This is a genomic window from Tenacibaculum litopenaei (assembly GCF_964514025.1).
In the GTDB taxonomy this organism is placed as follows: Bacteria; Bacteroidota; Bacteroidia; order Flavobacteriales; family Flavobacteriaceae; genus Polaribacter; species Polaribacter litopenaei.
On the sequence record NZ_CAZEQT010000001.1, the window covers coordinates 47,197 to 62,703 of the forward strand.

Sequence of the window (15,507 nt, forward strand, 5' to 3'; positions counted from 1 at the left end):
CATTTTTTAATTCAACTGCCCTAATCACTTAACCTGTTGTTAGTGTGGTATTTACTTGTTTCTAAGTATATGATTTTATATATTTGATATGATTTTAATAAAATTGTAAACTAATAATTAATTTTTTAACTAAAACCCTTCTAAAATGAAACTTAGAACTACGATTACACTGATGTGTATGTTATTCGTGGGCGTTATTGTCGCTCAATCAAAACGGAATTGCCATACGATGCATAATTTGGAATACCGACAGTCCAATGATCCGATGTTAAAACAACGAATGCAAGACATCGAAAACTTTACAAAACAACGCGTAAAAGAACTGGAACACAACCATGGGAAAATTGTTGGAAACGTCATCCAAATTCCCGTAGTAGTCCACGTAATTTACAGCAAAGCACAAGAAAACATTAGCGATGCGCAAATCCAGTCACAAATAGATGTGATAAATGAAGATTTCCGTCGTACCAATTCGGACAAGACCAATAAATGGTCACAAGCTGCCGATACAGAAATAGAGTTTTACTTAGCAAAAGTAGATCCGAGCGGAAACCCAACCAACGGAATTACTAGAAAATCATCGACAAAGACATCATGGGGAACAAGTGATGCCATGAAAAAATCATCGCAGGGAGGAGTGGATCCTTGGAATACTGCGGAATACTTAAATATGTGGGTGTGTAATATTGGAGGAGGAATTCTTGGATATGCACAGTTTCCTGGAGGTAGTGCAGCTACCGACGGAGTTGTAATGAGCCCACAGTACTTCGGAAGCTCGGCAAAAGGATCAGGATTCTATTTGTCTGCACCTTTTGATAAAGGTAGAACTACTACTCATGAAATTGGACATTATTTAAACTTACGTCACATTTGGGGTGACGGTGGTTGTGGTGTGGATGACTTTGTTTCTGACACTCCAGAATCTGACGCAGCTAATTACAATTGTGCTACCGGACACCAGTCGTGTGGAAGCGAAGATATGGTTCAAAACTACATGGATTATTCTGATGATTCTTGTATGAATTTATATACACTTGGACAAAAAAACAGAATGCGTGCAGTATTAGAAGAAGGTGGAGTTCGAAGAACATTAGCCTTATCTGATAAGACTGGTGGCGGAGGAGGTTCGTGTAATGCGACTGTACCTACAGGGGTAACCACGTCAAGTGTAACGGCCTCAGGAGCTACGGTTTCTTGGTCGGCAGTTAGCGGTGCTACGTATGACGTGCGTTACCGTCAAACAGGAACTTCTTCGTGGACGACCAATGCGGTATCTGGAACTTCCACGAGCTTAAGTGGATTATCAGCAACTACGCAATACGAAGTGCAGGTAAGAAGTAAATGTGCTTCTGGGAATTCGGCCTACAGTGCTTCGGTTAACTTTACCACGACAGCGGTGACCATTTCTTACTGTGCTTCAAAAGGAAATAGCGTTGCGGATGAGTACATACAAAAAGTCGCTTTAGGTACTATTAACAATACCTCTGCTGGAGGTGGTGGCTATACGGATCACACCGCAATTTCAACGAATTTAGCTAAGGGAACTTCTCATACCATTACCATAACTCCAAAGTGGACCGGAACGGTGTACAACGAAGGTTACGGTGTGTTTATTGATTACAATAAAGACGGAGATTTCTCAGACAGTGGAGAAACGGTATGGACGAAGGCAGCGTCAAAAGATACGCCTGTGAGTGGTACTTTTACGGTTCCTGCAGGAGCGGTAGAAGGAGCGACAAGAATGCGTGTAATTTTAAGATACAATGCAGTACCTAGTGCTTGTGGTACTTATAATTACGGAGAAACAGAAGATTATACGGTAAACATTACTGCTGCTCAAGCCGATACTCAGGCGCCAACTGCACCAGCGAGTTTAGCGGCCTCTAGTGTGGCTCAAACAAGCTTGAGTTTAGCCTGGACAGCTGCAACGGATAACGTCGGGGTAACTGGATACGATGTGTACCGAGGAGCAACTAAAATAGCGTCGGTAACGACTACGAATTACAACGTAACTGGTTTAACAGCCAATACTGCTTATAGCTTTTCTGTAAAGGCAAAAGACGCAGCTGGAAATGAGTCAGCGGCGAGTAATGTTGTCAATGTAACTACGCAAGGAAATACCGTTTCGTATTGTGCTTCTAAAGGAAATAACTCAAGCTATGAGTGGATTGACTACGTGTCATTTGGTGGTATGACAAACAGCACCGGAAATGACGGTGGATACAAAGATTACACAAGTAAAGTAGCAAATATCAGCCCGGGTAGTACAAATCAGTTGTTAGTAAGCGCTGGTTTTAGAAGTAGCTCTTATACAGAACACTGGGCAATTTGGATTGACTACAACAAAGACGGAACCTTCTCTGACAGTGAAAAAGTAGCTTCAGGGTCTTCTTCAAGTGCTAATAACTTAAGTTATAATGTGTCAGTGCCTGCGAATGCCGCGCTAGGTCAAACTAGAATGCGTGTTTCTATGAAGTGGAATGCCGCGCAAACTGCCTGTGAAACGTTCTCTTACGGAGAAGTAGAAGACTATACAGTGAATATTACCTCAAGTGCCGTTAAATCGGTTGAAGTAGCCGCAGAAGAACTTGGTAACAACAGCGGTTTAGACCTGATGGCGTATCCGAGTCCAGCTACTGATTTTATTCAAGTATCTTTAGCGAGCGGTGTACAAACGGCTACCGTGAAAATCGTGAATGCCTTAGGTAGTACCGTGTATTCTGGTACCTTGACTAAAACGATTCCAGTAACTAAACTAGAGGCTGGTATGTACATTTTGGAGGTAAACGACGGCCAAAAAACCTTGACTCAGAAGTTTATTAAGCAATAATCAGAAGTTTAGTAAACAAAAAAATAAAAAAATTTTAATGGTTAAAACCCCGAGTGTTTCTCGGGGTTTTTTAGTGTTTTTACTTCAAAGAAAAAAGGGTGATTTTCCTATAATGTTATTTTTATGTTAAAAAAATTATATATTTGGCGCTGTTTTTAGTTAATTATTAGTGATTATTTGTTAAAAAATATAAAAAGCTAACGATTTATTAAAGACGTACACACGTAAACAAAGTAACTTAAAAACCCTTTCTTAATGAAAAAAACAATTACCCTGGCATTGTCATGCTTATTTATGGGCGCTACTGCTTTTGCCCAACAAACACCTACTCCGGTGAAGCGCTCTTGTGCAGTGATGGAGATGTTAGAACAGGACCTTACCAAAAATCCAGACGCACGTCACAGAATGGAGCAAATGGAAGCTTTTACGCAGCGAAAAGTGAAGGAATTGGCAAAAAACCACAGAAAAATTGAAGGAAACATCATCAAAATACCTGTGGTTGTACACGTTTTATACACAAACAGTACCAACAATATCAGCAATGCCCAAATTCAATCGCAATTAGACGTATTGAATGAAGATTTCCGTCGTACCAATTCGGATAAGACCAATAAATGGTCACAGGCGGCAGATTCAGAAATTGAATTTTACTTGGCGAAAGTAGACCCTAACGGGAACCCAACTACAGGGATCGTCAGAAAACAAACGAGTACTTCTACTTGGATTACCGATACGAACGGTATGAAAAAGAACTCTGCAGGAGGAATCAGTCCTTGGAATACAGCAGAGTATTTGAATATGTGGGTTGTAGATAACTTACGTACTTCTGATGGAAGAAGCATCTTAGGATATGCACAGTTCCCATGGATGACTGACAAGTCGTTAGACGGTGTGGTTATGGCAGATCAGTATTTTGGACGTACAGGAACAGCGAAGGCACCTTTTGACGGAGGTAGAACAACAACGCACGAGGTTGGACACTACTTAGGTTTACGTCATATTTGGGGTGATGGACCTTGTGGAACTGACGATTTCGTGTCGGATACACCTGAGTCAGATGCTGCAAACTACGGGTGTAAAACAGGACATGTTTCTTGTGGATCTGAAGATATGGTACAGAACTTTATGGATTATTCTGACGATTCTTGTATGAACTTGTTCACTACAGGACAAAAGAACAGAATGCGTACCTACTTAGCAGAAGGTGGAGCACGTAGAGCACTTGCTTTATCTGATAAAAGCGGAAGCGGTGGTGGAACACCAACACCAAGCGCGTGTTCGTCAACAGTGAGTTCTTTCCCATACAGCGAGAGTTTTGAAAGTGGTATTGGAGCATGGACACAAGCTACTGATGACAATTTTGATTGGACGAGAGATGCGAACGGAACCCCTTCATCATCTACAGGACCATCTTCAGCTGCTGCTGGAAGCTATTATATGTTTACAGAATCATCGAATCCAAACTACCCGACAAAAACAGCGATTTTTAACAGTCCTTGTTTTGACTTAAGCAGTGTTTCAAATGCGAAATTTAAGTTTAAGTACCACATGTATGGTAGCAGTATGGGAACGTTGAAATTAGAAGTACAAGAAGACGGAAGTTCTACTTGGACAAGTGTTTGGAGTAAGTCTGGAGACCAAGGAAACTCTTGGAAAGATGCAGAGGTAAACTTGGCTTCTAAAAAATTAAAAGTGAGATTCCATTTGACTACAGCTTCGTCGTATCGATCTGATGCTGCAATTGATGCTATTTCAGTTGTTTCTGGAGCTTCATCAGCAGATACGCAAGCACCAACTGCTCCAACGAATTTATCAGCTGCAAGCGTGACAAAAACATCCTTTACGTTGAATTGGTCGGCTGCTTCTGATAATGTTGGGGTAACTGGATACGATGTATATCAAGGAGCATCTAAATTAGGTTCGGTTACAGGAACTTCAGCAAATATTACTTCGTTAACGGCAGGAACTACCTATAGTTTCTCTGTAAGAGCTAAAGATGCTGCAGGAAACGTATCGGCTTCAAGTGCGGCACTTAGCGTAACTACGAAGTCAAATGCAGTGACTTATTGTGGGTCTAAATCGAATCGTTCTACGTATGAGTGGATTGATAATGTTGAATTAGGAGGAATGAAAAACCCTTCTGGTGATGACGGAGGTTACAAAGATTATACAGCAAAAGTAGCGAGCTTAGCACGCGGTAGTTCAAATGATATGATTATCAGTGCTGGATTTAAGAGTACTGCTTATACAGAGCACTGGGCTGTGTGGATTGACTTTAACCAAAATGGAACTTTTGAAGCAAGTGAGAAAGTAGTTACAGGATCTTCTTCAAGTGCCAATAACTTACGAGCAACTGTACAAGTTCCGGCTGGAGCTAGTTTAGGTCAAACGAGAATGCGTGTTTCTATGAAATACAATGCAGCACAAACGGCTTGTGAAACTTTTGATGATGGTGAAGTTGAAGATTACACAGTGAATATTACGGCTGCTTCAAGTAAAGATAACGGTGCTGTAGCCTTGTCAAATGCACAACCATTAGGAAATGAAACGGCTAGTGATGTGATGGTTTATCCAAACCCAGCAACTTCTTTTGTTCAAGTTCGTGTAGCTGCTGAAAAAGGAGCTTCTATGAGCTATAGGGTGTTAAATACCATTGGACGTGTAGTGATGACTGGTGAATTAACGCAAAGTGCTGTTGATGTATCTCAATTAAATTCAGGAGTTTACATCTTAGAACTTAATGATGGTCAAAAATTATTGACAAATAAGCTTATTAAAAAGTAATTTATTGAAATAATAATAATTTAATACTATCCCAAACCCCGAGAGTTTCTCGGGGTTTTTTGTTGATTTAGCCCTATTTACGGTCTTCAGTTTTAGAAGTGTTATTTTTTTGTTAAAAAAAAAATTATATATTTGGCACTGTTTTAATCAAATTATTGAATTATTGAGACTTAATATCTTAAAAATCTAATTTTAAATTAAAACAAAAAACTAATTTAAAAACCCTTCTTACAATGAAACACAAGTACTTTAAGAGTCTTGTAGTTACAGGTGCGTTTATTGGATTAACTTTCCAAGCACAACTACAGGCTCAAACTAAAGGCGAAGTTGAACAAATCCGGCGTGGATACAACTTAACAAAACTAGAGTCGTTGAAGCAAGATCTTTTAGAATCTGCTTCTAATGAAAGAAAACAAGCACTGAGACTTGCGAAGCAAAATGGTTGGGAAACCAAATTTACTACGAAAGACGGAAGAGTGCTAGAACTTCAAAGAGTAGTCGACGGTAAACCAATTTACTACACCACATTTAACGTCGATGCAGCAAAATCAACCAGAACAAATCATTTACATTCAGGAGGTTCTTTAGGATTAAACCTAATGGGACAAGGAATGACTGCTCACGTTTGGGACGGTGGATTAGCGCGTACTACTCACCAGGAGTATGACGGTGCAGGAGGAAACAATCGTTTCTCTATCGGTGATGGAACTTCAACCCAAAATTTCCACGCTGCGCACGTAACAGGAACTATTATCGCATCAGGAGTAGTAGCCAATGCGAAAGGAATGGCACCTCATGCCAAGGCTGTAGGATACGATTGGAACAACGATACTTCAGAGGCTACTACTGCGGCAGCTAATGGAATGTTAGTTTCGAATCACTCTTACGGATACGCGACGAGAAACCAATTTGGTCAAGTACAATTACCACAACACTTCTTTGGTGGGTATATTACTGTTTCTCGTACGTGGGACGAAATCATGTTTAACGCACCTAACTATTTGATGGTTGTGGCTGCGGGGAACGACGGTAATGATAACACAGCCAACAATAATCCTACTGGAGGTTCTGGATGGGATAAGTTAACTGGACACGCTACGTCTAAGAATAACTTGGTTGTAGCGAACGCTCAAGATGCCAATGTCGATCCGAGTGGAAACTTAGTTTCTGTATCGATCAATAGCTCTAGTAGTGAAGGTCCTACCGATGATTTCAGAATTAAGCCAGATATTACTGGAAACGGTACTGGTGTATATTCAACCTATGCAAGTAGCGATACTGCTTATAATTCGATTACAGGGACCTCAATGGCCTCTCCGAATGTAACGGGATCGTTGGTGTTGTTACAACAGCACTACAAAGCTTCGCAAAGCTCATTCATGAAAGCGGCAACGTTAAAAGGTTTAGCGTTACACACTGCCGACGATGCTGGTGCCTCTGGGCCTGATGCAGTATTTGGATGGGGTTTATTAAACACTAAAAAAGCAGCACAAGTAATTACTCAGAAAGGGAACCAATCAAAAATAGATGAGTTAACCTTGAATGCTGGTCAAACGTATACGATTACAGTAAATAGCGATGGAACAAACCCATTATTAGCTTCTATCTCTTGGACCGACAGACCCGGTACGGCAAATACTACTGTAAATTCGACAACACCTGTTTTAGTTAATGATTTAGATATCAGAGTTTCAAAAGCAGGAACTACTTATTTGCCATATAAATTAACAGGACCTACAACCAATGCGAAGCAAGATAACAATGTAGATCCTTATGAAAGAGTGGATGTTTCAGGAGCTTCTGGAACATACACAATTACCGTAACTCACAAAGGAACTTTAACTGGAGGAAGTCAAAACTTTAGTTTAATCGTAACTGGAATTAAAGGAACTCCTGTAGTTTGTAATGCGACAACACCAACTGGAGTAACTACTTCAGGAGTGAGTGCTACCGGAGCAAACGTTTCTTGGAGTGCAGTAACTAGTGCAACCTATGATGTAAGATACCGCAAGGTAGGTACTACAGCTTGGACTACCAATGCTGTTAGCGCTACATCAACTGCTTTAAGTGGTTTAACTGCTTCTACTCAGTACGAAGTGCAAGTGCGTAGTAAGTGTTCTTCTGGGAACTCTGCTTACAGTGCTTCTGTGAATTTCACAACCTCAGCAGTGACCATTTCATACTGTGCCTCTAAAGGAAACAGTGTTTCAGATGAGTACATTCAGAAAGTACAGTTAGGAACTATCAACAACACCTCAACAGGAGGAAACGGTTATACTGACCACACAGCTGTTTCAACCAACTTGGCAAAAGGAACTTCTCATACGATTACCATCACACCTAAGTGGAATGGAACCGTGTACAACGAAGGATACGGTGTATTTATAGATTATAACAAAGACGGTGATTTCTCTGATAGTGGGGAAACTGTTTGGACAAAAGCAGCGTCAAAAGATACACCTGTGAGTGGATCATTTACCGTTCCTGCAGGAGCAACGGAAGGAGCGACGAGAATGCGTGTGATTTTGCGTTACAATGCAGTACCTGCTGCTTGTGGATCGTACAATTACGGAGAAACTGAAGACTATACTGTAGTTATTGGCCCTGCAACCGCAGACACGCAAGCACCTACAGCACCGTCTGGTTTAGCCGCTTCTAGCGTTGCACAGACAAGCCTTACCTTAAATTGGACTGCAGCTACCGACAACGTAGGTGTAACGGGTTACGACGTGTATCGCGGAGCGACGAAGTTGGCAACCGTTACCGGAACTACTTACAATGTAACTGGATTAACAGCTAGTACTGCCTACAGCTTCTCAGTAAAAGCAAAAGATGCAGCTAGTAATGAGTCAGCAGCTAGTAATGTAGTAAATGTTACTACGCTAGGAACTTCAGTTTCGTATTGTGCTTCTAAAGGAAGTAACTCTTCATACGAGTGGATTGACTACGTAGCTTTCGGAGGAATGACAAATTCAACTGGAAATGACGGTGGTTATAAAGACTACACAGCGAAAGTAGCGAACGTAGCACAAGGAAGTTCAAACGAACTCTTAATCAGTGCTGGGTTCAGAAGTACTTCGTATACAGAACACTGGGCTGTTTGGATTGATTACAACAAAGATGGAACATTCGCAGCTAGTGAAAAAGTAGCTACAGGATCTTCATCAAGTGCTAACAATTTAAAGGCAACAGTGGCAATTCCATCTGGAGCGAGTTTAGGTCAAACGAGAATGCGTGTATCTATGAAGTACAACGCAGCACAAACAGCTTGTGAGACATTCAGCTACGGTGAGGTGGAAGATTATACTGTAAATATTACGGCAAGTGCAGCTAGTTTGAATACCACTTTTGCAGCTTCTAACGCTGAAAAATTAGGAAACGAACCTGCAGTTAACTTCATGGCTTACCCAAGTCCTGCAACTGATTTCGTACAAGTAAATGTTGTGACGAGAGTTGAAGGAGCAACCTATAAAGTGGTGAACACTTTAGGACGTGTGGTACAAGCTGGAAAATTAACTTCTCAAATCGACGTATCAACACTTCAAACAGGAGTGTATATGCTTGAGGTTCACGATGGTCAAAAATCTATGACTACTAAGTTGATCAAGCAATAAGAATTCGCGTACAATTATTACTACGTAAAGTACAGTTAGGGAGTCCGCTCCCTAGCTGTATTTTACACTAATACCCTACTATATGAACACAAAAATTAAGTTTTTGATTGGAGGGCTGTCTGTGGCAGCTGTTTCAATTTTAGGGTCTAAGTATCTTGCTGAAAAGAGCGAAGCAGATACCTTAGCCGAAAAGAGAAAAGTACACAGTACTTTTTACAACCAAAGTCCTTTACACCAACAATTAGAGTGGAGTAAGAAGGAACGAAAATTAAGAGGTTTACCACCTAATAGGTATTACGATCAAATGCAATTATTGACCATGAACCCAGCTACGGGACAAATGGAAGACGGAAGCTTGGCAGCTTTACGTGAGCGTTTGATGAAAGAAAGAGGACAACGCAGAAACCCTGGACATGCAAACAACGCTTGGGTAGAAAGAGGTCCTAACAACGTCGGAGGACGTACAAGAGTCGTTTTCTTTGACCCTAATGACGCTACCAACAGAGTAGTATATGCAGGAGGTGTTAGTGGAGGACTCTGGAGAAATGCAGATATTACCAATGCGAACTCTCAATGGACACGTGTTCAAAATGTACCAGGAAACTTATCGGTGACTTCGGTTACTATTGATCCTAGAAATTCAAATCGCTGGTACGTAGGTACTGGTGAGCAATATACAGCAGGAGATGTTGTAGGTAACGGAGTGTACGTTACTACAGACGGTGGAACTACTTGGAATGCCGTAAATATTCCTGCAGCTGGAAATGCAATTATTAATTACAATGCGAGTAATGTATTTTTATCAGGAGTACACTTTGTAAATGATATCTTAGCATGGAACAACGGGAATGCTACTGAATTATTTGTAGCAGTAGGTGCCAGCGTGTATTCTGATTCTTCTACTCCTAGAAACTTCTTAGGGTTACAATCAGCTGGATTGTACCGTTCTACAGATAACGGAGCAACGTGGAATCGTATCGAAACAGCCGATATGCGTTATACTAAAGGAGGACAAAACTACTACTACATTCCTAATGATTTAGAAGTAAGTGCCAACAATACGATTTGGATGGGTACCATCAATTCAGCCTTCGGTGAAGGTGGTGGTCGAGTGTATAGCTCTACCAATGGAGGTACTTGGACTCAGGCAGCAGCATCGCCTTTGGCAAATTCTAACCGTGTTGAATTAGAGCCATCGGCTACCAATGCGAATAAGATTTATGCCTTAACACAAGGAACAACATCAGCAGCGCCTGTACATATTTACTTAACTACTAATGGGTTTACGTCTGCAAGTGCCACGTCGTTACCAAACGATGCGGATACGAATATTGCAGCAAATGACTTCTGTAGAGGGCAAGCATTTTACGATTTAGTAATTGAAGCAGATCCGTCAAACGATAACATTGTTTATGTAGGAGGTATTGATTTGTTTAAATCGACCAACAGCGGAACTTCTTGGTCTCAATTATCTCACTGGTATGGAGGATTTGGGATTGCCAATAATGTACACGCAGATCAACACGCAATTTCTTTCGGTAACAACAATTCGTCAAGAGTACTTTTCGGAAATGACGGAGGTATCTACTATTCAGCAAACGGAGGTTCTGCAATCAGCGTTCGCAATAGAGGGTACAATGTAACACAGTTTGTAAAGGCAGGTATCGGTCCTGACGGTGCTGGAGATCAAAATGGAATCTTTAGTGCTGGTGCACAAGATAACGGTACACAAGCGTTCAGAAATGCAGCTGCTGGAATAAACAGCTCAACTGAATTGAGTGATGGTGACGGTTTCTATACTTTCGTTGATAAAGACGGTCAATACATGATTGCTACGTATACAAACAATGTAATCTATCGTTTTAACCTTCCTTGGAACGGGTTAGGTCGTCGTCAAGGTGGTGCTACTACCTTATTAAACGAACGATCTACTGGAGACTTCGTAAACCCTATGGGGTATGACGATCAAGCAAATCGTTTATTATCAAATGCTTCTACGAGTGCTGGTAAATCGATTAAGAGTATCAATGTTGCATCGAATACTAAAGGAAACATCACGAATGCATTAATGGATGCAAGTCCTACAGCATTTACAGCATCTCCTTTTGCGAACAATACTTGGTATGTTGGTTTGGCAAACGGAAAACTTTTGCGTTTGACAAATGTTACCAATAGCAGTGCTACATGGACAAATGTAGCGACCCCATTTGTTGGGTCTATTTCTGCAGTTCGTTTTGGAGCTACAGCAAATGATATCTTCGTAACAATGCACAATTACGGAGTAACTAGTGTGTGGGCCTCAACTGACGGTGGAGCAAACTGGGTGAATAAAGAAGGTAACTTACCAAATATTCCTGTAAGAGATATTTTACAAAATCCATTAAATAGAAATGAAGCGATCTTAGCGACACAATTAGGTGTTTGGGCTACAGAGAACTTTAATGCTGCTAATCCTAGCTGGACGCAGTCGTATAACGGAATGAGTGACGTTAGCGTTACGTCATTTGATTATTGGAACGTAAGCGGAAATAACGCAACCAATAAAGTAATTGCTTCTACTTATGGAAGAGGTGTATTTACAGGAACGTTTACAGCAAATGTGGCAGCAGACACACAAGCACCAACAGCACCGACAAATTTAGCTGCAAGTGCTATTTCAGCAACTGGATTAACTCTTAACTGGTCAGCGGCGACAGACAATGTTGCAGTAACTGGATACGATGTTTTTAGAGGAAGTACCAAGTTAGCAACAGTAACAGCAACTACTTATAATGTTACTGGTTTATCGGCGAGTACGGCGTATACCTTTACCGTGAAAGCTAAAGATGCGGCAGGAAATGTATCTGTAGCTAGTAACACGGTAAATGCTACTACCACAGCACCGAGTTTAAATTACTGTACGTCGAAAGGAAACAGTGTTTCTGATGAGTACATCCAACGCGTACAATTAGGAACAATTAACAATACCTCTACTGGTGGCAATGGATATTCTGATTTTACTTCAATCTCTACGAATTTAGAGAAAGGGAAATCAAATACGATTACCATTACACCTAAATGGACTGGATCGGCATACGATGAAGGATACGGTGTTTGGATTGATTATAACAAAGACGGAGATTTCTCAGATGCAAACGAAACTGTTTGGACAAAGGCAAAATCGAAAACTACGCCTGTGAGCACGAGCTTTACTGTTCCTGCTTCGGCAGTAGAAGGGCCTACGAGAATGCGTATTGTTATGAAATACAATGCTACTCCTACAGCTTGTGAAACTTCTTTCCAATACGGAGAGGTAGAAGATTATACTGTAAACATCCAAGCGGCAACAGCAGATACTCAAGCACCAACGGCACCTAGTAGCTTAGCAGCGGCGAGTATCGCACAAACTAGCTTGACATTGAACTGGACAGCAGCGACGGATAACGTGGCCGTAACTGGATACGATGTGTTTAGAGGAAGTACTAAGCTTGCAACTGTAACAGCAACAACGTATAATGTTACTGGGTTAACAGCAGGTACAGCCTATGCTTTTACAGTAAAAGCAAAAGATGCAGCAGGAAACGTTTCTGCAGCGAGTAATACAGCCAATGCAACTACCCTAGCGAATACTGTAACGTACTGTGCTTCTAAAAGTAATAGAGATACGTATGAGTGGATTGACTATGTCGCTTTTGGTGGTATGACTAACGCGACCAACAAAGATGGTGGGTACGGAAACTATACGGCAAAAGTTGCTACTGTTGCTCAAGGAAGTACCAACCAAATTACGGTGAGTGCTGGATATAGAAGTACTGCTTATACTGAGTACTTCACAGTATGGATCGATTACAATAAAAATGGAACATTTGAAACGAGTGAGCGTACTTCTTTAGGTTCTTCTAGCACTGCCGGAAACAGAACAGGGAATATTTCTATTCCTGCCGGAGCGAGTTTAGGACAAACGAGAATGCGTGTTTCTATGAAGTACAACGCAGCGTCTACACCTTGTGAAACTTTTGACGATGGTGAAGTAGAAGATTATACTGTGAATATCGTAAGTTCAGCATCTTCATTAGCAGGAGCAACAGCAGCAACTGCTGGAGAGCCTTTAGACGTTGATGGATTGAACAGTTTACAAGTATATCCTAATCCTGCAGTGAACAATGTAGTGGTGAAATTTGGAGACAACCAACAGGTTGACTACCGCATCACCAATGCTATTGGTCAAGTGGTGAAGAGAGGAACTACTTTAAACAGTAACGTAGATATTTCAGACTTAAAGAGCGGCGTTTACTTAATCGAAGCTAACGACGGTCAGAAATCTCTTAGTACAAAATTGGTTAAAAGATAATTTTAAACCCTTCTTTCTTTTTAACTAATGCTAGACCCTGAGCTTTTGCTCAGGGTTTTTTATATTTTTGCAGTATGAATTACTTATCGGTAGAAAATATATCTAAAGCCTACGGAGAACGCGTTTTGTTTGACGACCTCTCATTTGGTATCAACAAAGATCAAAAAATTGCTTTCGTAGCAAAAAACGGAAGTGGTAAAACCTCAATCCTCAATATCATAGCAGGGAAAGATACCCCTGATACAGGGCAAATTATCAGTAGGAAAGGCATTCATCTTGCCTACCTAGCGCAAGATTCGGATTTTGATGGGAATTTAACCGTAGAAGAGACCATATTCTCTACGGAAAATAAAATACTACCCGTAATTCAAGAGTACGAGGCGGCTTTGCAAAATCCCGATGACCAGGATGCTTATCAAAAGGCCTTTGAGCAAATGGAGCAGCACAATGCCTGGGATTTTGAAACTCAGTACAAGCAAATACTCTCAAAACTAAAACTCGATAACTTACAGCAAAAAGTAGGAAAATTGTCGGGAGGGCAACGCAAGCGTTTAGCTTTGGCCATTATTCTGATCAATAAACCCGACCTGTTGATTTTAGACGAGCCTACCAACCACCTGGATTTGGAAATGATAGAGTGGCTAGAGGCGTTTTTTGCTAAAGAAAAAATCACCTTGTTTATGGTGACTCACGACCGCTATTTTTTAGAGCGAGTGTGTAATGAAATCATAGAATTAGACAATGGGAAATTGTACAAATACAAAGGGAATTATTCGTATTACCTTCAAAATAAAGAAGAGCGTTTAGCGCTAGAGGCCACTAATTTATCCAAAGCCAAGAGTTTGTTTAAAAAAGAGTTGGACTGGATGCGCAGACAACCGAAAGCGAGAACGACCAAGTCGAAATCGCGTATCGATGATTTCTTTGAGATAAAGAAGAAGGCTCACCAACGCCGTCAAGAACACCAAGTACAGCTCGAAATTAATATGGAACGCTTGGGCAGTAAAATTGTCGAGTTACACAATATTAAAAAGAGTTTCGACGACAAAGTTATCCTCAACGGATTTGATTACGTTTTTAAAAGAGGAGAACGCATTGGTATTATCGGAAAAAATGGAACGGGAAAATCCTCTTTTCTCAACATGCTTACTGGGCAAATCCCTTTAGACGGTGGAAAAGTTGTTGTTGGTGAAACAGTGAAGTTCGGTTACTATACGCAAAAGGGAATCCAGATTAAAGAGGGCCAGAAGGTAATCGATGTCATCAAGGAATTCGGTGAATACATCCCGTTGACCAAAGGAAGAAAAATTTCTGCAGCGCAATTACTCGAGCGCTTTTTGTTCAGTCGAAAAAAACAACACGATTTTGTAGAAAAGCTATCAGGAGGTGAACAAAAACGACTGTACCTCTGTGCGGTACTCATACAAAACCCCAACTTCTTAATTCTCGATGAGCCTACGAATGACCTCGACGTCGTTACTTTAAATGTCTTAGAAGCCTTTTTATTAGACTACCCAGGAAATTTATTGGTCGTTTCTCACGACAGGTATTTCATGGATAAAATTGTGGATTCTTTGTTTGTATTTCAAGGAGAAGGAGTTGTGGAGAATTTTCCTGGAAATTACACGGATTTCCGAGCGTATGAAAGCTCGCAAGTACCAGAGTCTAAAAAAGTAGAGAAAGTAGCAGAAAAAGCTCAAAAACAACCCAATAAAGGAAGTCTGAGTTATAATGAGAAACGTGAATACGGACTGTTAGAATCGGATATAGAAAAATTACAGAAACGCAGACAGGTGATTGAAGCAGCGTTTACAGATGGTACTATTGACACTGACGATATTCAAGAGAAATCATTAGAGTTACAAGAAATTATTCAGAGCATCGAAGAGAAAGAAGAACGATGGTTTGAACTTTCCATGAAGTTGGAAGGATAAAAATGAAAGCCCCTG

Annotated in this window: 5 protein-coding genes; all 5 read left to right on the top strand. The window is 40.8% G+C overall.

Going from position 1 to position 15,507, the window contains the following annotated elements:
- The first annotated feature begins 145 nt into the window (after nt 1-145).
- The 5 genes from ACKTS5_RS00180 (at nt 146) to ACKTS5_RS00200 (ending at nt 15,492) form a co-directional block, all read left to right on the top strand.
- Nucleotides 146-2,830 (top strand): GEVED domain-containing protein, encoded by a 2,685-nt coding sequence (locus tag ACKTS5_RS00180; RefSeq protein ID WP_408041800.1) that lies wholly within the window; start codon nt 146-148, stop codon nt 2,828-2,830.
- A gap of 255 nt (nt 2,831-3,085) precedes the next feature.
- Nucleotides 3,086-5,614, top strand: coding sequence for a GEVED domain-containing protein (locus ACKTS5_RS00185; protein WP_408041801.1), 2,529 nt, complete (start codon nt 3,086-3,088; stop codon nt 5,612-5,614).
- A gap of 233 nt (nt 5,615-5,847) precedes the next feature.
- Nucleotides 5,848-9,228 carry a GEVED domain-containing protein gene (locus tag ACKTS5_RS00190; RefSeq protein WP_408041802.1) on the top strand — a complete coding sequence of 1,127 codons (3,381 nt, stop codon included), beginning with the start codon at nt 5,848-5,850 and terminating at the stop codon, nt 9,226-9,228.
- Nucleotides 9,229-9,310: 82 nt separating this feature from the next.
- Nucleotides 9,311-13,558, top strand: coding sequence for a GEVED domain-containing protein (locus ACKTS5_RS00195; protein WP_408041803.1), 4,248 nt, complete (start codon nt 9,311-9,313; stop codon nt 13,556-13,558).
- Nucleotides 13,559-13,632: 74 nt separating this feature from the next.
- Nucleotides 13,633-15,492, top strand: a complete 1,860-nt coding sequence (locus ACKTS5_RS00200; RefSeq protein WP_408041804.1) for an ABC-F family ATP-binding cassette domain-containing protein — start codon at nt 13,633-13,635, stop codon at nt 15,490-15,492.
- Nucleotides 15,493-15,507: the final 15 nt, after the last annotated feature.